The 19,189-nt window shown below is 69.3% G+C and carries 19 protein-coding genes; 13 read left to right on the top strand and 6 right to left on the bottom strand.

All coding sequences use genetic code 11. The features are described 5' to 3' along the window. Positions 1–25: 25 nt before the first annotated feature. The 6 genes from AC1VNM_RS25055 to AC1VNM_RS25030 all read left to right on the top strand — a co-directional run bounded on the left by AC1VNM_RS25055 (position 26) and on the right by AC1VNM_RS25030 (position 6,115). The gene (locus AC1VNM_RS25055) at positions 26–1,225 is read left to right on the top strand and encodes an alkaline phosphatase D family protein (RefSeq protein WP_483108692.1); all 1,200 of its coding nucleotides are present in this window, start codon (positions 26–28) and stop codon (positions 1,223–1,225) included. Beyond that, positions 1,222–2,328 (top strand): ABC transporter substrate-binding protein, encoded by a 1,107-nt coding sequence (locus AC1VNM_RS25050; RefSeq protein WP_483108691.1) that lies wholly within the window; start codon positions 1,222–1,224, stop codon positions 2,326–2,328. Before AC1VNM_RS25055 ends, AC1VNM_RS25050 begins: the two co-directional genes overlap by 4 nt. Then, complete coding sequence (locus tag AC1VNM_RS25045; RefSeq protein ID WP_483108690.1) at positions 2,325–3,317, top strand: alkaline phosphatase family protein; 993 nt, start codon at positions 2,325–2,327, stop codon at positions 3,315–3,317. Before AC1VNM_RS25050 ends, AC1VNM_RS25045 begins: the two co-directional genes overlap by 4 nt. Beyond that, entirely contained in the window at positions 3,314–4,147 is an 834-nt protein-coding gene (locus tag AC1VNM_RS25040; protein WP_483108689.1) for a hypothetical protein, read from the top strand. The genes AC1VNM_RS25045 and AC1VNM_RS25040 overlap by 4 nt, the downstream gene beginning before the upstream one ends. Continuing rightward, positions 4,144–4,992 (top strand): ABC transporter permease subunit, encoded by an 849-nt coding sequence (locus AC1VNM_RS25035; protein WP_483108688.1) that lies wholly within the window; start codon positions 4,144–4,146, stop codon positions 4,990–4,992. The genes AC1VNM_RS25040 and AC1VNM_RS25035 overlap by 4 nt, the downstream gene beginning before the upstream one ends. Before the next feature lie 64 nt (positions 4,993–5,056). Then, the gene (locus AC1VNM_RS25030) at positions 5,057–6,115 is read left to right on the top strand and encodes an ABC transporter ATP-binding protein (protein ID WP_483108687.1); all 1,059 of its coding nucleotides are present in this window, start codon (positions 5,057–5,059) and stop codon (positions 6,113–6,115) included. 69 nt (positions 6,116–6,184) lie between these two features. Here the strand turns inward: AC1VNM_RS25030 and AC1VNM_RS25025 are convergent, their stop codons facing one another. Further along, positions 6,185–6,868 carry a glutathione S-transferase family protein gene (locus AC1VNM_RS25025; protein ID WP_483108686.1) on the bottom strand — a complete coding sequence of 228 codons (684 nt, stop codon included), beginning with the start codon at positions 6,866–6,868 and terminating at the stop codon, positions 6,185–6,187. A 133-nt stretch (positions 6,869–7,001) separates the two neighbouring features. On the opposite strand from AC1VNM_RS25025, the gene AC1VNM_RS25020 reads away from it, so the two are divergent. From AC1VNM_RS25020 to AC1VNM_RS25005, 4 genes are all read left to right on the top strand, one after another. Then, positions 7,002–7,454, top strand: a complete 453-nt coding sequence (locus AC1VNM_RS25020) for a hypothetical protein (protein WP_483108685.1) — start codon at positions 7,002–7,004, stop codon at positions 7,452–7,454. A 157-nt stretch (positions 7,455–7,611) separates the two neighbouring features. Further along, a complete protein-coding gene (locus AC1VNM_RS25015) occupies positions 7,612–8,058 on the top strand; it encodes an Ohr family peroxiredoxin (RefSeq protein WP_483108684.1) in 447 nt (148 codons plus the stop codon). Between the two features lie 128 nt (positions 8,059–8,186). Continuing rightward, on the top strand, positions 8,187–8,657 hold the full coding sequence (locus tag AC1VNM_RS25010) for a MarR family winged helix-turn-helix transcriptional regulator (RefSeq protein WP_377158018.1): 471 nt from the start codon (positions 8,187–8,189) through the stop codon (positions 8,655–8,657). A gap of 138 nt (positions 8,658–8,795) precedes the next feature. After that, entirely contained in the window at positions 8,796–10,589 is a 1,794-nt protein-coding gene (locus tag AC1VNM_RS25005; RefSeq protein WP_431101452.1) for a glycoside hydrolase family 15 protein, read from the top strand. Between the two features lie 72 nt (positions 10,590–10,661). On the opposite strand, the gene AC1VNM_RS25000 is transcribed toward AC1VNM_RS25005, so the two are convergent. After that, entirely contained in the window at positions 10,662–11,426 is a 765-nt protein-coding gene (locus AC1VNM_RS25000; protein ID WP_483108683.1) for an SDR family NAD(P)-dependent oxidoreductase, read from the bottom strand. Between the two features lie 171 nt (positions 11,427–11,597). Between AC1VNM_RS25000 and AC1VNM_RS24995 the strand changes: the two genes are divergently transcribed. Continuing rightward, the gene (locus AC1VNM_RS24995) at positions 11,598–12,542 is read left to right on the top strand and encodes a LysR substrate-binding domain-containing protein (protein ID WP_483108682.1); all 945 of its coding nucleotides are present in this window, start codon (positions 11,598–11,600) and stop codon (positions 12,540–12,542) included. Between the two features lie 30 nt (positions 12,543–12,572). On the opposite strand, the gene tehA is transcribed toward AC1VNM_RS24995, so the two are convergent. From tehA to AC1VNM_RS24980, 3 genes are all read right to left on the bottom strand, one after another. Beyond that, on the bottom strand, positions 12,573–13,559 hold the full coding sequence (tehA, locus tag AC1VNM_RS24990) for a dicarboxylate transporter/tellurite-resistance protein TehA (protein ID WP_483108681.1): 987 nt from the start codon (positions 13,557–13,559) through the stop codon (positions 12,573–12,575). A gap of 151 nt (positions 13,560–13,710) precedes the next feature. Next, entirely contained in the window at positions 13,711–15,339 is a 1,629-nt protein-coding gene (locus AC1VNM_RS24985) for a 2Fe-2S iron-sulfur cluster-binding protein (protein ID WP_483108680.1), read from the bottom strand. A 108-nt stretch (positions 15,340–15,447) separates the two neighbouring features. Next, entirely contained in the window at positions 15,448–15,999 is a 552-nt protein-coding gene (locus AC1VNM_RS24980; protein WP_377158028.1) for a carboxymuconolactone decarboxylase family protein, read from the bottom strand. 102 nt (positions 16,000–16,101) lie between these two features. Between AC1VNM_RS24980 and AC1VNM_RS24975 the strand changes: the two genes are divergently transcribed. Next, positions 16,102–16,998, top strand: a complete 897-nt coding sequence (locus AC1VNM_RS24975; protein WP_483108679.1) for a LysR family transcriptional regulator — start codon at positions 16,102–16,104, stop codon at positions 16,996–16,998. A 175-nt stretch (positions 16,999–17,173) separates the two neighbouring features. Here the strand turns inward: AC1VNM_RS24975 and AC1VNM_RS24970 are convergent, their stop codons facing one another. After that, on the bottom strand, positions 17,174–18,001 hold the full coding sequence (locus AC1VNM_RS24970; RefSeq protein WP_483108678.1) for a ferritin-like domain-containing protein: 828 nt from the start codon (positions 17,999–18,001) through the stop codon (positions 17,174–17,176). Between the two features lie 161 nt (positions 18,002–18,162). On the opposite strand from AC1VNM_RS24970, the gene AC1VNM_RS24965 reads away from it, so the two are divergent. Continuing rightward, entirely contained in the window at positions 18,163–19,176 is a 1,014-nt protein-coding gene (locus tag AC1VNM_RS24965) for an extracellular catalytic domain type 1 short-chain-length polyhydroxyalkanoate depolymerase (protein WP_483108677.1), read from the top strand. The last annotated feature ends 13 nt before the right edge of the window (positions 19,177–19,189 follow it).

The raw sequence follows: 19,189 nt of genomic DNA, 5'->3' as shown, positions 1-19,189 counted from the left end.
AGTCATGGCCGGGGATGTCGATGACGTGAAAGGCGCTCCCGATGCGGGCGCCCGGCTGACACGCCGTCAGCTGCTGGCGGGCTCGCTGGCGGCGCCTCTCGCGGTGCCGCTGGCAGGCTGCGCCACGACGGAATCGGCGGACCCGGCGACTCCGGTCACCGACCCGACCGCGAAGGTCGATGCGGAGGCGCCCCGGCGATTCCGCGTCGCCTTCGGGTCCTGCGCGAAGCAGTCCAAGCCGCAGCCGATCTGGCGCGCGATCGGGGCGGCGAAGCCGGACCTGTTCGTCTTCCTCGGCGACAACCTGTACGCCGACGCCCGCGACGAAGCCACGCTGCGACAGCGTTACGCCGAGTTCATGGCGGTGGAGCCGCTGCAGGCATTCCGGCGCTCGACGCGCCACGTCGCGATCTGGGACGACCACGACTTCGGCGACGACGACGAGGGCGCGGACTATCCCCTCAAGCAGCTCTCGCAGCAGCTGTTCTGCGATGCGTGGAACGAGCCGGCCGACTCGCCACGCCGTCGCGCGGACGGCATCTACCAGAGCTACGTCTTCGAGGCCCTCGGCCGGCGCATCCAGGTGATCCTGCCGGACCTGCGCTTCAACCGCACGATGCTGACGGCGGACCCGTCGCTGAAGTCGAGCTACGCGGCGATGGTGCTGCGCGCCAAGCTCAGCGGACAGCCGATGACCGGCTGGTACGTGCCGGACGCGCGGCCCCAGGCGACGCTGCTCGGCGAGGCGCAGTGGACGTGGCTCGAAGCCCAGCTGCGCGTGCCGGCGGACGTGCGGCTGATCGGCTCCAGCGTGCAGTTCGCGGCCGATGGCAGCGGCTGGGAAGGCTGGGCCAACTTTCCGCGGGAGCGCGCCCGGCTGGTCGAGCTGATCCGCACGACGCGCGCCGAAGGCGTCGTCTTCCTCAGCGGCGACATGCATTACGCGGAGCTCTCCAGCATCGATGTCGACGGCGGCTACCCGCTGTGGGACGCGACGTCCAGCGGCCTGACCGAGGTCTGGGACATCCCGACGCCCAACCGCAACCGGCGCTCGGCGGTGATGGCGGAACTCAACTTCGGCGTGCTCGACATCGAGCCTGTCACCGAAGGGGAGGATGATCTTCGCCTGCGCTTCGCGCTGTGCGACGTGAATGGAAAGGCCAAGGTGACGAAGGCACTGACGTTGTCGGGCCTGCGCTTCCCGGCCAAGGAGAAGACCGCATGACCCTGTCCCGACGCAGCCTGCTGCGGACCCTGCCCGCTTCGCTGCCTGCCCTCGTGCCCGCCCTGTGCGGGCCTTTTGCGTCTGACGCCTTCGCCCAAGGCGGCCAGCCGGCCTCGATCGCGCTGGACGCGCTGATGACCGCCGCCCGCAAGGAGGGCCGCGTGAACAGCCTGGGCATGCCCGACGACTGGGCCAACTGGCGCGCGACCTGGGCCGACCTGCAGCGGCTTTACGGCCTGGCGCATGTCGACACCGACATGAGCAGCGCCGAGGAGATCGCCAAGATCGAGGCCGAGAAATCCAACGCGAGCGCGGACATCGGCGACGTGGGTTTCGAGTTCGGCGCGATCGCGAAGGCGCGCGGCATCACGCAGCCCTACAAGCCGACGACCTGGGCACAGGTGCCGGACTGGGCCAAGGATGCCGACGGCCATTGGGCGCTGGCCTACACCGGCACGATCGCCTTCGCGGTGAACCGCAAACGGCTGAAGGACGTGCCGCGGAGCTGGCAGGCGCTGTTCGCGTCCAAGGCGCGCGTGATGATCGGCGAGGTCGGCCGAGCGGCGCAGTCCAACGCGGCGGTGCTGGCGGCGGCGGTCGCGCTGGGCGGCGACGAGACCAGGCTGCAGCCGGCGCTGGCCGCCTTCGCGCAGATCGCGAAGGACAAGCGGCTGATCGGCACCAACGCGACGCCCGCGCTGATGGAGCGGGCCGAGGCCGACGTCTTCCTGCTGTGGGACTTCAACGCCCTGTCCTACCGCGCGAAGCTGCCCAACGCGGCGGACTACGAGGTGCTGATCCCGTCGGACGGCTCGATCACCAGCGGCTACACGACGATCCTCAACCGCTGGGCGCCGCATCCGAACGCGGCGATGCTGGCGCGCGAGTACATCTTCAGCGATGCCGGCCAGATGAATCTCGCGCGCGGTCACGCCCGGCCGATCCGCATCGCGCAGCTGCCGCTGCCGCCGGACCTGAAGGCGCTGCTGGTGCCCGAGGCGCAGTACGCGAAGGCGCGCGCGCTGAAGCCCGCCGTGTGGACCGAAGAAGTCAAGAAGCTGCCGCGCGCGTGGCAGCGCGACGTGCTGGGAGCGGCGCGATGACCACGAGCACCGGCCCTCTTCCTCCCCCTTTCCCCGGCGCCTCGGCGAGCGCCGGAGCGCCTGCGCCCACGGCTGCGGCCGCAACGATCTCCACTGCCCCGCCAGCCTCGCTGCCGACCTCCTCGTCCTCGATCGACGCCGCGGCGGAAGCAGCCGCCGCGATCGCCCAGGCGGCGGATCCGGCGCGCAAGCTCGTCGTGCTGCTGGCCGACGGTCTGCGCGCCGACACCGCGCGCGACTACATGGGCTACCTGCAGGCGCTCAACGAGGCGGGCCGCGCGCAATGGCGCTCGCTGCGCTGCGAGCTGCCGAGCCTGTCGCGCCCGCTGTACGCGACGGTGATCAACGGCGAGCCGCCGTTGACGCACGGGATCCTCGGCAACGGACAGGCGGGGCAGCAGCTCGCGCATCACCTGTTCCAGCGACTGGACGCGCAGGGCGTGCCGGCGGCGGTCGCCGCGTATCACTGGTTCTACGAGCTGCTGGCGGGCGAGGTCTTCGATCCGCTGCGCCATCGCGACGCGGTGCCGACCGGTTGCGGCATCCAGGCGGCGCGCTGGTACTGGGAGGACGACTATCCCGACAGCCACCTGCTCGCCGACGCCGAAGCACTGCGCCGCGCACACCTGCCGGTGCAAGGCCCGTCGCTGCTGTTCATCCATCCGATGGGGCCGGACCTCGCGGGTCATGTGCACGGCGGTGAATCGACGCAGTACGCGATGAGCGCGCGCAAGCTCGACATGCTGCTCGCGCAGCTGCTGCCGCGCTGGCAGGCCGACGGCTTCGACCTGCTGCTGACCAGCGACCACGGCATGAACGCCGATCGCATGCACGGCGGGCCGCTGCCGGTGGAGCGCGAGGTCCCGCTGGTCTGGGTGCCGCACGACGGCGCGGTGGGCTTGGAACTGCCCGAGCGTCAGACCGGCATCGCAGACTGGATCCTCGCGCGGCTGGGCATCAAGGACGCCATGGGCGGCGCGCTCGCATGAGCCTGAACGCGCGGACCGCCACGCGCCTCGCCGGGCCGCTGCTCCTGCTGACGGCGGCCGCCCTGCTGCTGCCCTTCGGCTGGCGCGCCATCGCGCTGCTGGTCGACTGCATCGGCCAGGGCAACGGCTGCGCCGTCGGCGAGCTGACCGCCGACGGCTACTACCTCGAAGCCGCCTGGAACACGCTGTGGCTGGGCATGCTGTCGGCGCTGATCGGCCTGGCCATCGGTCTCGGCGCGGCGATCGCGTTGTTGCGCGTGCCGCAGCTGGAATCCTCCGTGACCTTGCTCGCGAGCCTCGGCGCCAACTTCTCCGGCGTGCCGCTCGCAGTGGCGCTGCTGCTGCTCTTCGGCGCGCAAGGCGTCGTGACGGCGACGATGCAGGCCGCCGGGCTCGCGCCATGGGTGGACCTGCAGGGGCTGGACGGACTGCTGCTCGCCTATGTCTGCTTCCAGGCACCGCTCGCAACGCTGCTGCTCATCGCGCCGGTCAAGATGCTGGACGGCTCGCTGCAGGACGCCGCAGCCACGCTCGGCGCGGGGCCGGTGCTGTACTGGCGGCGCGTCGGTCTGCCGCTGATGCTGCCGAGTCTGGTGGAGGTTTTCGGCCTTCTCTTCGCCAACGCGGCGGCGGCCTTCGCCACGCCGTTCGCGCTGAGCGGCACGGCGGCGCATGTGCTCGCGGTGCGCATCGCCTCGCTGGTGAGCGGCGACATCTTTGCGCAGCCCGAACTGTCGGCGCTGCTGGCGCTGGTGCTGTTCGCAATGCTCGCGGTGGTGATCGGCCTGACGCGCTGGACGGCAGCGCGACTGCGGAGGGGCCGCGCATGAGCGCCACTTCGACCTCCACCTCGACCTCCACCACGAACCGTCCCGTGATCTCGGCGCTCGCGCTGTCGGCGTTGCTGATCGTGGTGCTCGTGCCGATGGCGGCCTTGCTGGTCTACGGCCTCACCGGGCGATGGGACCGCCACTGGTGGCCGGAAGATCCGACGCTGCGCTGGATCGTCGAAGCCGTCGCCGATCCGCGCGTGCAAGGCGCGGTGGTGCGCACGACGCTGCTCGCCTTGGCGAGCGCGACGCTGGCGCTGGTCTGCGGCGCGCTGGCGACGATTCCCGCGGCCCTCGCGGTGCAGCTCGACGACGGCCCGGCCGCACGCCGACTGCAGCGCACCTTGGACCTCGTGGCGCTGTTGCCCTTCGCGATCGCGCCGGTGGTGATCGCGATCAGCGCGCTGGAGCTCTTCGTCGGCCGCTGGGGTGGCTGGCTGCCGCTCCCGCTGGTCTACGTCGCGGTGGTCGCGCCGACGCTCTTCCCGCTGATCCACAAGACGCTGCAATCGGCGCTCGCGCAGTTGAACGCGGCCTCGCTGATCGAGGCGGGCCGCACGCTGGGCGCGAGCGACGGCCACACGGTGCGACGCGTGCTGCTGCCGATGCTGGCGCCGGCGCTGCTCGCGGCGTTCCTGCTCGCGTGGGTCACGGCGGCGATGGAATTCGCGATCGCGAACCTGCTGCTCGGCGGACAGCTGGAGCTGCTGCAACCGCTGATGAACAGTCTGCGCAACGCCAACGGCCACCAGGCGGCGGCCTTGATGGTGCTGGCCTTCGCCGGCGTCGGCGCGGTCGTCGCGGCGGTGGCCGCGCTCACCCGCCGCTGGACTTCAGCCGCGTAGCGTCGATGAGCGCTCGCCTCGCCACGACCTTGGGTTCCCACCTCACTTCAACGACCTCCGTGCGATGACCTCGACCGCTCCTTCGATTCCCCACGATGCCGACGTGCCGGCGCAACTCGCGGTCCGCGGTGCCGAGCTCGCGCTGGGCGGGCGACCGGTGCTGCGCGGCATTGACCTGACGCTGGCGCGCGGCGAGGTCGTCGCGCTGCTCGGCGCCTCGGGCTGCGGCAAGACGACGCTGCTGCGCTCGATCGCGGGGCTGCAGCGGCTGGACCGCGGGTCCATCGCGATGGCGGGACAGTACGTGGAGTCGTTGCGACCGCAGGCGCGCGACATCGGCATGGTGTTCCAGCACTACGCGCTGTTCCCGAATCTCTCGGTGCGCGAGAACATCCGCTTCGGCCCGCTGGCTCGCGGCGAGGAAGAGGCGCTCGCCGACGCGCGGGCGGACGAGCTGCTCGATCTCATTGAACTGCGCGCGCTGGCGGACCGGCTGCCGCAGGCGCTGTCGGGCGGGCAGCGGCAGCGCGTGGCGCTCGCACGGGCGTTGGCGACGCGACCGATGCTGCTGCTGATGGACGAGCCGTTCTCCGCGCTCGACGAGCACTTCCGGCTGCCGCTGCGGCGGCAATTCCGTCAGCTGCAGCGCGAGCTCGGCCAGAGCTGCGTGATCGTCACGCACGACCGCGAGGAGGCGTTCGAAATCGCCGACCGCGTGGCGGTCATGTTCGACGGCGTCATCGCGCAATGCGCGTCGCCGCGCGAACTGCGGCGCGCACCGGCGAACCGGCGGGTGGCGGACTTCCTCGGGATTTTCAATCGGTTGGACGCACGGACCTTGGACGGCGCGTGGCGACGCGACGGCGGCCATTGGATCGCGCCCGTGGAGGCGCTGGCGATCGAGGATGGCCAGGGTGCCGGCGACGCTTCGCGGGAAGCGCTGCGATTCACGGCCACGCTGCGGGCGAGTTATCCCGGGCAGCAGCGCGTGGCGTGTGAGCTGGAGGGGCCAGGAGGTCAGACGCTGACGCTGTGGCGCAGTCATGAAGCGGCCGAGCTCGCTCCCGGCAGCGTGGTGCAAGTGGCGATCGCCGAACCGGCGTTGCGGTGGATCGAGGAATAGCCGCCGGTGCGGCATGGCGACGATTCCGGGTTGCGCGTCATGGCGGAGGGCAGGAGCGGTTGAGGCCGGTCAGTCGATCTTCGGCCGGTACTCCGCCGGCAACGCCTCCCGATACGGATAGAACTTGAAGTACGGTCGCGCCTCCTCGAGCGTGCGCTCGACGGAGGGGCGTTGCATCAGCCGCTCGAAGTACGCCGCGAGCCGTTGCTGCGAGGGCGCGAACGGCACCAGCGTCGCCGCATAGAACAGCGACGGCGCCGCCGCGCAGTCCGCCATGCTGAAGTGCTCGCCCGCGGCCCACGCGCGATCGGCCAGGCGCTCATCCAGCATCCCGTACGCCATCGTCAGCGTGTCGCGCGCCTTGTTCACCGCGATCGGATCGCGGTCCGCTTCCGCGCGCAACCGGTCCCCGACGATCGCCTGCATCGGCAGCATCACGTAGAGATCGAGCAGCCGATCCATCAACCTCACCTCCAGCGCCGCGTCCTCATCGGTCGGCACCAGTTGCTGATCCGGCCGCCCGTATCGCTTGGCGAGGTACTCGATGATCACGCTGGTCTCCGGCACCACGCGATCGCCGTCCACCAGCAGCGGCATCTTCCCCGTCGGCCAACGCGCGAGGAACTCCGCCCGCTGCGTCGGATCGCCGAGGTCCAGGAACCGCCGCTCGACGTCGATGTCCAACTCGTTCAACGCGATCAGCGCCTTGTGGCAGAACGATGAGAGCGGATGGAAGTGCAGGCTCAGCGCCATGTCATTCACCTTGATGAGGTAGCCGTGAAAGACAGGTTAACTCGCGACCGCGTTGCGAAGTTAGGGGCAGAGCTTTCGATCCCCATCGCCTAAGTTTCCTGGCCCCGCCCCGGGGCGGCCTGGAGGCAACAACATGAAGAAGACACTCGTGAAGGCGCTGCTCGCGCTCAGCGCCTGCACCGCCGCGTTGACCGCGCCGATAACCGCAACGGCCGGCGACTGGCCCCTCGCGATGGGCGACTACTGGGAAGTCACCGGCGTGCACCTCAAGGACGGCGCCGCGTTGACCTACGCGGAGTTCCTCGCCAAGGAGTGGAAGGCCGACCAGGAGTTCGCCAAGTCCAAGGGCTGGATCAAGGGCTACCTGCTGCTGAGCAACGCCTACCCGCGCAAGGGCGAGCCCGACCTCTACCTGATCCTGATGACCGACCGCATCGCCACCGGACCCGAAGGCGAGAAGCGCAATGACGAGTACCTCGCCTGGCGCAAGAAGACCGACGCGCAGCTGCAGAAGGAGTCGGGCAACCGCTTCGAGTTCCGCGAGATCGGCAGCTCGATGCTGCTGCAGGAAATGAAATTCAAGTAGTCCGTCGGAGATCGCCGCACGCCGGATCGGCACGCGGCATCTCGGCGCTTGACGTTCCTCCTCGCCTCAACTACATTAATTCCATCGCATGCGATTGAAGCGCATCCGATAGACAGTCCAACTTCCCTCAGCCTCTCCTGACTTCTAGGAATCCATCATGACCAAGATCGACAAAGTCCTCCTGACCGGCAAGACCCACACGCAAGTGGCGGGCGGCGGCTCCAAGGCCAGCCGTCACGACTACAAGGTGAACATGACCTTGACCGCCCCCGGCGCACCGACGCACCAGTTCGACGCCATCGTGCCCCATCCGACCGCGGAACAACTCTTCGCCGGCGCTTGGTCGGCCTGCTACACCGGCGCGATCGGCCTGGCCGCCAGCGCCCGCAAGCTGACCCTGCCCGACGACATGGCCGTCGACATCGAGGTGGACCTCGGCATGACCGGCAACGCCTACTTCCTGCAGGCCCGCCTGAACGTGCGGCTGCCCGGCCTCAATCAGGAAGTCGCCGAGGCGCTGGCCCGCGAAGCGGACCAGACCTGCCCCTACTCCAAGGCGGTGCACGGCAACATCGACGTGGCGTTGACGGTGACCACGGCCTGAGTCGACTTCGCTGCCCACATATGTCGCATGCGATCAATACGCATGCGTCATTCATGGACATCGAAGGCACGATAAAGTCGCATGCGATGGACGCGCCGCGTCCACGCATCCGACCACGAGGGATTTCGATGTCCGCAGCCAAGAAGCCGCCTGTCGAGGCGTTCCCGCTCGCCGAGTACCTGTGCTTCGCCGTGTACTCGGCCAACCTGGCTTTCGGCCGGGCGTACAAGCCGATGCTGGACCAGCTCGGACTCACCTACACGCAGTACATCGCCGTGGTCGCCCTCGCCGAGGAGGACGACCAGACCGTCGGCAGCCTCGGGGCCAAGCTGTTCCTCGAGTCCAACACCCTGACGCCGATGCTCAAGAAGCTCGAGGCGATGGGTTACGTCGAGCGGCAGCGCGACTCGGCGGACGAGCGCATCGTCCGCGTGCGCCTGACCCGCAGCGGCCGCAAGCTGCGCGACAAGGCGGTGGAATTGAATTCCCCGCTGCTGGCCGCCACCGGTCTGTCGCCCGACGAGTTCGCCCGCGTGCAGAAGAGCATCGCGGCATTGCGCGACAGCCTGATCGCCTCCACCGGAGAGGCCGAGGCCTGATTCCAGGCCGTCCACATTCTGTTTCCATCGCCTACCGCCCTCGTGGTGGCCGCCTCCCCCTTCACGGGAACGGTCTTTGCCTCCTGCCCGGTTCCCGTCCGTGCAACATCGCAAGAACGACGAACAAAAGGAGGACCGATGGAAGCCGCCTCTCTGAAACTGGGCCTCGTCGGCAACTGCGCCGTCAGCGCATTGATCGACGACCGCGCCCGCGTCGTCTGGTGCTGCGCCCCGCGCTTCGACGGCGATCCCGTCTTCCACGCGCTCATCGACTCTCCGGACGGCATCGGTCCTGACGGCACCTTCCAGATCGAGCTGGAAGATTTTTCCCGCAGCGAGCAGTCCTACGACCACGGCACCGCCGTGCTGCGCACCCGCCTCTACGACACGCACGGCAACGGCATCGAGATCACCGATTTCATGCCGCGCTTCTTCCTCAACGACCGGCCCTACCGGCCCATGATGCTGGTGCGGCGCATGCGCCCGATCCAGGGTCATCCGCGCATCCGCGTCATCCTGCGTCCCGTCATCCAGTGGGGTTCCGCCCACCCGGCCCGCACCCGCGGCAGCAACCACCTGCGCTTCGTCGGCCCGGAAGGCACCATCCGCCTGACCACCAACGCGCCGCTCACCTACGTGCAGGAAGAGACGCCCTTCGCGCTGGACATGCCGATGAGCTTCATCTTCGGCCCCGACGAGACGCTGGACCGCGCGGTCGAGGACACCGCCCGGCTGCTCGAGGAAAAGACCATCAGCTACTGGCGCGACTGGACGCGCCGTCTGGCCATCCCGCTCGAATGGCAGGAGGCCGTGATCCGCGCCGCGATCACGCTGAAGATGTGCCTCTTCGAGGAGACCGGCGCCATCGTCGCCGCGATGACCACCAGCGTGCCCGAGGCCCCGCACACGCAGCGCAACTGGGACTACCGCTACTGCTGGCTGCGCGACGCGTTCTTCGTCGTGCGCGCGCTCAACAGCCTGTCCGAGACCGGCACGATGGAGGACTACCTGCGCTGGATGCGCAACATCATCGGCCAGTCCAAGGACGGCCACGTGCAGCCGCTCTACGGCATCGGGCTGGAGGCCAAGCTGACCGAGTACATGGTCCCGCACCTGCGCGGCTACCGCGGCATGGGCCCGGTGCGCGCCGGCAACCAGGCCTACGAGCATTTCCAGCACGACGTCTACGGCAACATCGTGCTGGGCTCGGCGCAGTCCTTCTTCGACCACCGCCTGCACCAGCGCGCCGGCATCGACGAGTTCGCGCTGCTGGAACGCGCCGGGGAGCAGGCCTTCGCCATCCACGACAAGCCCGACGCCAGCATGTGGGAGCTGCGCACGCGGGCCCGCGTCCACACCTCGTCGGTGCTGATGAACTGGGCCGCCTGCGACCGCCTGGCCAAGATCGCCAACGTGCTCGACCTGCCGGAGCGCGCCGCGCTCTGGACGGAACGCGCCGCGCTGATCAAGCAGAAGATCCTCGACAACGCCTGGAGCGAACAGCGCCAGGCCTTCGTCGAGAGCTTCGGCGGCAAGGACCTCGACGCCAGCGTGCTGCTGATGACCGAGGTCGGCTTCATCGATCCGATGGATCCGCGCTTCATCAAGACCGTCGATGCCTTGGAGGCCTCGCTCTGCGACGGCCCCTACATGCGCCGCTACGAGGCGCCCGACGACTTCGGCAAGCCCGAGACCTCGTTCAACATCTGCGCGTTCTGGCGCATCGATGCGCTCGCGCGCATCGGACGCGTCGAGCAGGCACGGGAGTTGTTCGAGGCGCTGCTCGCCTCGCGCAACCACCTCGGCCTGCTGTCCGAGGACACCCACCCGGTCACCGGCGAGCTCTGGGGCAACTTCCCGCAAACCTACTCGATGGTGGGCATCATCAACGGGGCGGTGCGGCTGTCACGACCGTGGGAATCCAAGATCTGACGCGCCGCGCCACACCGGCGTGAGCGCCGCGGACCGGGCGCGGCGCGGCCGCGCGGTCCGCCCCGTCGCGGCTCAGGCCTGCACCATCCCGCCGTCGACGAACAGCTCGATGCCGGTGACGAAGGACGAGGCGTCCGAGGCCAGGTAGACCGCCGCCTTCGCGATGTCCTCCGGCTGGCCGATGCGGCCGATCGGCAGCTGCGAGGTCAGGTAGTCCAGCAGGCCCTGCTGGTTGGCCGGATCGGGGCCGGCCAGCTCCACCAGACCCGGCGTGTGGATCGGGCCCGGGGACAGCGTGTTGATGCGGATGGCACGGCCCTTCAGGTCCAGGATCCAGCTGCGCGCCAGGTTGCGCACCGCCGCCTTCGTCGCGCTGTAGATGCTGAAGTTGGCCGTGCCCATCGAGCTCGTCGTCGATCCGGCCAGGATCACCGACGCGCCGTGGCTCGCCTTGTCCAGCAGCGGCAGCGCCTTCTGCACGGTGAAGATCACGCCCTTGACGTTGCGCTCGAAGGTCTCGTCGACGTGCTGCTCGGTCAGCTCGCCCAGCGGGGCCATGGTGCCGCCGCCGGCATTGGCGTAGAGCACGTCCAGGCGGCCATGGCGCTCGCCAACCTCGGCGTACAGCCGGTCGAGATCGGACAGCTTCGTCGAGTCCGCCTGCACGCCGATCGCGTTCGTGCCGATCGCCGCCACCGCGGCGTCGAGCTCCGGCTTGCGACGACCGGTGATGTAGACGACCGCGCCTTCCGACGCGAAGGCCTTCGCCGCCGCCAGGCCGATGCCGGTGGTGCCGCCGGTCACGACCGCGACCTTGCCTTCAAGTTGCTTGCTCATGTTTCGCTCCATTCAGGAAGTGGTGAAGAGGTGAGCGAAGCTTAAGAATTCGTCCTCGTCGAATAAAGTCGTCGATCACGACTTCTTTTTTCCAGATCCTGAATAATTGAGCCATTCAAGCGTCGACGTCTGCGCGCATCGACGCGCCAACACGAACGAGAGAGCCCTTCGATGGACCAGTTGCTTGCCCTGCGCGTCTTCGTGCGCATCGCCGAATCGGGCGCGTTCTCGAAGGCCGCGGACGCGATGAACATCCCGCGTCCGACCGTGACGAAGCTGGTGCAGGACCTGGAGCGCCACCTCGGCACGCGGCTGCTGCAGCGCACGACGCGGCGCGTCAGCGTGACGCCCGAAGGCGCCGCGTACTACGAGCGCGCCCGGCGCCTGATCGACGACCTCGCGGAGATGGATGAGCTGGCCGCCCGATCACGCGCGCAGGCGCGCGGCCGGCTGCGCGTGGACATCGGCTCGGTGCTGGCGAACATGATCCTGATCCCCGCCCTGCCCGACTTCCGCGCGCGCCATCCCGAGCTGCACGTGGACCTGGGCGTCAGCGACCGGCCCGTCGACCTCATCGGCGAAGGCGTCGACTGCGTGATCCGCGGCGGCGAGCTGGCGGACAACACGCCGGTGGCGCGCCGCATCGCCGACCTCGACTGGGTCACCTGCGCGAGCCCGGTCTACCTGAAGGCGCGCGGTGTCCCCAAGCATCCATCCGAGTTGATCGCGCGGACCCATGGACCCGAGGATCGCGCCCGCGTGCCCGGACATGCGATCGCAGGCTACTTCTCGTCGCTGACGGGCCGGGCGTTTCCGCTGGAGTTCCACCGCGGCGACGAACACCTGTTGATCGCCGGCGAGGCGGTGATGGCCGTCAACGAGAGCACCGCGCATCTCAGCACGCTGCTGTCGGGTGCGGGGCTGGGACAGACCTTCCGCTTCGCGGCGGCGCCGCATCTGGAGACCGGCGCGCTGCGCACGGTCCTCGACGACTGGACCCGGCCGCGCCATCCGCTGCATGTGGTCTACCCGGCGTCGCGGCACCTGAGCGCGAAGCTGCGGCTGTTCGTCGACTGGGTCGCGGAGGTGTTCGCGCCTTTCGACGACCGGCGCTGAGTCAGACGACCGGCGCGGCGAGCCCGTGGCTCAGCGCGTCGGCGTGCCGCCGGACGGCGTGGCCGTCGCCGGCGCTGGGGCCGGCTTCGCGCGCAGCGCCCACAGCACCGACGCGATCGACAGGCCGACGATGACGACGTTGCTCATCGCGAAGAGCACCGGCGCGAGCGTCGTGAAGATCGGATCGTCGCCGCGCTCGGCGAAGCGCATGGTGCCGGTGGAGATCGCCGTCGCGCCGAAGGTGAAGGCCCAGTACGACAGCGTGAACGGCTGCCGGATCCACGGCATCAGCCGCAGCACCATCAGGGCCTGCACGATCGCGTAGCCCAGCAGCATGCGGGCGAACACGTCCGGCGGACCGACGGTGACCGCGGCGTAGGCCAGCAGCGAGACCGCGGGCGGCGCCATCTGGATGCCGACCGTCGGCCGCAGCGCCAGGGGCATCGCCTCGACGGTCAGCAGGCGGCCCAGGATGATGGACTCCTGGACGATCCAGGCCAGCACCCCGGCGCCGAAGAACAGCTGGCCCCAGGTCGGCCAGCCGAGCGCCGACATCCCGATCGCGGACACCAGGTTGGCGCCGACCGTCGGCAGGTAGAGCACCGGCGTCGTGGCCTTGTCGTCGCGCCCCCCGCGCCATTGCCCGCCGTGGCGCCACAGCCCGAAGAGCAGCGACGCCACCGCGCCCGCGAGGATCAGCACCGTCCCCACGCCGTGCGCATGCGGCAGCACGCCGATGCCGGCGAGCATCGTCGCCACCGGCACCAGGGCGATGAAGCAGCACTGGATCGGATGCGCGGCCTCGGCCTTCGCCGCCTCGCGGACCGCGATCCACTTGATCGCGAATCGGATCAGCAGCACCGCCCACACCGCCACGGCGATCGCCATCACGCACTCGCCGATCCAGGCAGGGAAGCCCCACAGGCGCGCCGCCACGCGCCAGCCGTTGCCCAGGCCCGTCAGGCCCAGCACCATGCTGAAGTAGGAGGCGGGGACCGCCCATCGGGAAAGATTCATCGGGGTGCTCCTGCGCGCGCGACGACCGGGGGAGCCGTCGGACGAGCGGACTGTAGGAGCGGACCCTCGGGGGATCAACAGGGCGCTGTTGGCAGCGCCCTCCAAAGGCGGCGGGGAACTGGCCCGGCGTGCGATCTGCGGAGTCGGCGGGTCAGAGGTCGAGCGTCAGCGCCTCGCCGGCGGTCCGCGACACGCAGACGCACATCAGCTGCTGCTCCGTCTTCTGCGCGTCGGTGAGCACCTCGTCGCGATGCTCGGGCGTGCCGGCGACGACACGCGTCGCGCAGGTGCCGCAGTTCCCGATGCGACACGACGCCGGCACCCGGACGCCCTGCGCCTCCGCGGCCTCGAGGATGGACCGGTTGGCGGGGACGACGATGTCCCTGCCGCTGCGGACGAGGTGGACGACGAACGCGCGGTCGTCGGGCCTGGCGGTGTCGACGCTGAACTTCTCGAAGTGCACGCGTCCGGTGGGGACGCCGGCGGATGCGGCGGCCGCCGAGACGGCGTCGATCAGGCGGGACGGGCCGCAGACATAGACGTGATCGGACTCGCCGAGGGTGAGCATCAGCGTCGCGACATCGAGGCGATCGCCCGCGTCCTTCGCATGCACCTTGACGCGATCGCCGAATGCCTCGATCAGCTGACCGAGGAACGGTGCCTCCGCGCGGGATCGGACCGCGTAATGCAGCTCGAAGGCCTCGCCCCGCGCGGCGAGCGCGTGGGCCATCGCCTTGATCGGCGTGATGCCGATGCCGCCGGCGATCAGGACGGCCTTGTGTGGCACGTCCACCAGCGCGAACGCGTTGCTCGGCAGCCCGCAGTTCAGACGGACACCGAGCGCGAAGTCCTGATGCACGGCCGCCGACCCGCCCTTGCCCTCGGGCTCGTGCAGCACGGCGATCTCGTAGGCATCGGTGCGATGCGGGCTCGACGCGATCGAATAGCTGCGCGTCGACAGCGTGCCATCAGCCAGCCGCACCGGCACATCGAGGTGGGCGCCCGCGACGACCGCCGGCAGCGAAGAGCCGTCGGCGGATCGCAGCTCATACGCGCGCACCGACGGCGTCAGCTGACGCACGCCGCTGATCGTCAGCGCGAGCGGGCCGTCGCCGAGCGCGAGCGGCTCAACCGGCCTGGCGGGCTCCGCACTCGCGACGATGGCCGCCTTGGCTTCGCTCAACTGCGTCTTCAGCTTCTGCACCTGCGCGCGCATCGGCGCCATCAGCGTCGCGACCTCGGCCTCCGTGAAGCGCGGCGTGATGTGCTGCGGGCAGTTCCAGTCCCAGCCTTCGATGCGGATGAGGAAGGCGCGCTCGACCGTCGCGCCGTAGGCCGGGTCGCTCACGGCGGCGATCGCCGCGTCGCCCTGCGCGCTGTCGCCCGCCTCGACCAGCTCCACGCGACCGAGCAACTTCAGCCGGCGCCGATTCGGATAGTCGACGACGATCATCGAGATCCGATCGTCCTTCCGCAGATTGCCCACGCTCAGATACTGCACGTTGCCGCGGAAGTCCGCGAAGCCGATCGTCTTCGCGTCCAGCACCTTGAGGAAGCCCTTCGGTCCGCCGCGATGCTGCACGTAGGGCCAGCCGGTCTCGCTGACGGTGGCCTGGAAGAAGTGATCGGCGTCGGCGAGGAACTGCGACTCGCGCGGCGTCAGCACATCGCCGCGGTCGCTCATCGTGTCGAGGAACGCGTACTGCTCGCGACTCCCCCGCTCCGACTGGACCTCGCGAACCGTCGGCGTGAACGTGATGTCGGAATAGGCGCGTCCCATGATGAGCTCCCGATGAGGATGACGATGACGACGGCTGTCGCGATGGCGATGGCAGCGGCAATGGCCGTGGCGAGGGCGGTGGCCGACGTTCGGCGCGAGCGGCGCCGCTTACGCCGCCGCCGGCAGTTCGAGCTTCACGCTCGGGAAGTCGATCTCGACCAGGCTGGCCTTGCCCAGGATGTTGGTCAGGAAGTTCATGCCGACGTGCGTGATGATCTCGACGATCTGCGCCTCGTCGACACCGGCGGCGCGGACCTGGGTCAGCTCCAGCGCGGAGATCTCGCCGCGCTTCTCCATCAGGCTCTGCGCAAACTTCAGGATCGCGGCGGAGGTGTCGTCGTCGCTGGTGCCGGCGCGGGCGGCGGCGATCTCTTCGGCGGACAGTCCCGTCTTGCGGCCGATCGCCGTGTGCGCCGAGACGCAATACTGGCAACCGTTCTGCTGCGCCAACGCCAGCGCGATGCGCTCACGATCCAGTGGATCGAGGCTGCCGCCGTTGGCGACGCCGTACAGGCCGAGGAAGGCCTGCAGCGCCGTGGTCGAATTGGCGAAGACCTTGAGAAAGTTGGGGACCATGCCAAGCTGGCCCTGGATCGCGTCCAGCAGTGCCTTCTGCTCGGGCGTGGCGGTGGACGACTCGACGACGTGGATGCGGCTCATGGAAGTTCTCCGGTGGGTTGAAGGTGAACGAATGGTGGCCTTCATGCCCCGCGGAGAGAATCGGCGCGCCGGGGAAATGACTCTTTCTGGATCAGAAACGATATGGACAAGCTCGATGCCATGGCGATCTTCGTGGCCGTCGTCCAGGACGGCGGTTTCTCCGCGGCGGCTCGGCGGCTCGGCGTGTCCGCGCCGGTCGTCACGCGCGCGGTGAGCGAGCTCGAGGCCGCGATGAACGTGCGGCTGCTGGTACGCACGACGCGCGTCGTCAAGGTCACCGAGGTCGGCGAGCGCTATGCGCAGGACTGCCGCCGGGTGCTCGGCGAGTTGCAGGACATCGAGCAGGCAGCCAGCGGATCCCACGGCGCGGTGCGCGGGAAGCTCGTCGTCAGCGCGTCGGTGATGTATGGGCGGCTCAAGCTCAACGAGGTCGTGCTCGACTACCTGAAGCGTTATCCGGAGACCGAGGTCGAGTGCCGCTTCCTCGATCGCAACGTCAACCTGCTCAACGAGGATGTCGATGTCGCGATCCGCATCGGCGACCTGCCCGATGCGTCCTTCCATGCGACACCGCTCGCGACGGTGCGTCGCGTGGTGTGCGCGTCGCCGGCGTATCTCAAGCAGAACGGGACGCCGAAAAAGCCGACGGATCTCGCGAAGCACACAGTGATCTCGGCGCTCGGCGTGGAGCCGGGAACGGAATGGAAATTCCGCGAGGGGTCAGGTGTTGACGCACCGAGCGTCGCGGTCGCCGTGCGGGCCCGGCTGGCCACCAACAGCAACGACCATGCGATCCTGGCCGCGACTGAAGGACTCGGGATCACGCGCGTGCTGTCTTACATGGTCGACACGCAACTCGCGTCCGGCGAACTCGTGGAGGTGCTCGCGAAGTTCGCGCCACCGGCCGTGCCCGTGCAAGCGCTGCAGCATCAAGGGCTGCGGGCGTCGCGCAAGGTGCGGGCGTTCATCGATCTGGCGGTGGAACGCTTGCGGCGTTGATCACGGGAGCGACTGCGCGAGGCCTGGCGCGGGAATGACTGCGCAACGCCAAGCGCGGGCTCTCCACGGGGCATGGGGGATCCCTCCAGGACCCCCAAGCCCCATTCCGGCCCCAGTGAGGCCCAGGCATGCGGGCCTTGGCATCTGCATCTGCCGCGGGGGGCGGGGGGCGGGATCAGGTCAGCAGCACACGGCGGCCGAGCGCGGCGAGGGGACGCTCGACGACGCGCTGCACGCCGGGCCGCAGCAGCAGCGGCTTCAGCGTCATGCGCACGGCCAGGCCCATCGGCAGATTCGCACTGACGAGTTGGATGGCGTCCTTCGTCAATTGCTCGGCATTGGCGATGGGCGCGGGCCCGCCGTCCACACCGCCGGTGCGCAGGCGCCCGTTGACCGCGTGCCTCAACGCGATCGAAGCGTCTTCCTTACGCAGTTCCAACGCGCGACGCACAAGCGCGGCCAGCACCTGTCCGCGGTGAAGGCCCTCGATCTCGCGGTACTTGCGGAAGAAGGCGAAGAAGTTCTTGTAATGCTGCACCTCGTCGCAGCGGATGCGCCAGAACAGGTCGCGCAGCACAGGCTCGTCCGTGGCCTCGTGCAAGGCCTGGTAGTAGGTCGTCGTGCCCATCTCGACGATGCAGCGCGCCACCATCTCCTGGCCGCGCGTGGGCTCGAGCTCGTCCATGGTGCACAGCCGCGCGTACTCCTCGAAGAAGCCGGCATAGGCCGATTCCCAGTCGAAACCCGGCCACACGTGCCGCACATAGGCCTTCAGCGCGGCGCCGTGCTGCAGTTCCTCCGGCTCCCAGTGGTCGCGCAGCCAGGCGCCGACCTCGGCATCGTCGGCGAAATGCTCGATCAGGTTGCGCGTGTACATGTCGCTGCCGCTCTCGATGAACGAGGCGCTGCAGACCAGCAGGAAGAGCGCATCGTGCTCGCGCACGCGCGCAGGCTCGATGCGGGAGAGGTCCAGGTCTTGCAGGGACCAGCGGGTCGGTGACATGGGGGCGATCATGGCGCGACCTGCGGCAATCGGTGTGCGTGCAATTCGAGAACACCCAGGATCCATGGGGCATTGCAGCCCTTCATCGTTGTTTCAAGGGGTATGAGGAAGAGCACCGACACCGTCAGGCCTCAGAATGTGTCGGTCCACCCTCCCCCTCGATGCCCAAACGCTCGTCCACCGCCGCCCTGCGCAAGGCCTGGAACAAGGGCCTGCGCGCCGTGACGGGCCAGGTCATGCGCGCAGCGACCAAGGCCGCCCGCAGCGCCGCGCCTGATGTGATGCCCGGCCTGAAGAAGACGCCGCCGCATCCATCGCCCGGTCTCGGGGACTGGCTGTCCGGGCTGGCGACCGCGCGGGCGGGCATGCGGCGCTTCAAGCTGTTCCGGCCCACGGGCCTCACGCCGGGCGAACGTCCACCGCTGATCGTGATGCTGCACGGCTGCGGCCAGGATCCGGCCGGCTTCGCGCGCAGCACGCGGATGAACCGGCTCGCGGCGCGTGAGCGCTTGCTGGTGCTTTATCCGGAGCAGAGCCGGCTCGCCAATCCGCAGCGCTGCTGGAACTGGTTCGACACCGAGTCCGGCCGCGCGCAGGGGGAGGCCGCGCTGATCCTCGCCGCCATCGATCAGGTCTGTGCACTCCACGGCGCCGATCGCGAGCGCGTCGCGCTGGTGGGACTGTCCGCCGGCGCGGGCATGGCCGCCTTGCTGGCGACACTGCATCCGGAGCGCTTCCGCGCCATCGCGATGCATTCGGGCGTACCTCCGGGACTGGCGAGCTCAGCAACGACGGCGCTGCGTGCCATGCGCGGCCAGGCGGAGGCGGCCGCGGTGGACGGCGGTGCGGCCTGGCCGCCGTTGCTCGTCATCCAAGGCAATCAGGACCGCATCGTGGCGACACCGAATGCGTTCGAGGCCGCGCGCCAGTGGGCACTGGCCGCCGGAGCGGCGACGGTGCAGGACCGTCGGGTGCAACGCGGCAAGCGGCTGCCGATGACGATCGTCGACTTCAAGCGCGGAAGCGCCGTCGCGGCGACGCTCGTCGAGATCGACGGCCTCGCGCATGCCTGGAGCGGCGGGCCCGCGAAGGAGCCGTTCAGCGATCCCAACGGCCCGGACGCGACGGCGATGATCTGGCGCTTCATCGCGAAGCGCTTCGCGTCCCCGCGCTGAGTGCGCGGGGACG

Source organism: Mitsuaria sp. MSU3D (genome assembly GCF_056867975.1).
Note: the sequence above shows the minus strand (reverse complement) of the source record. Positions and strands in the feature narration are given on the sequence as shown.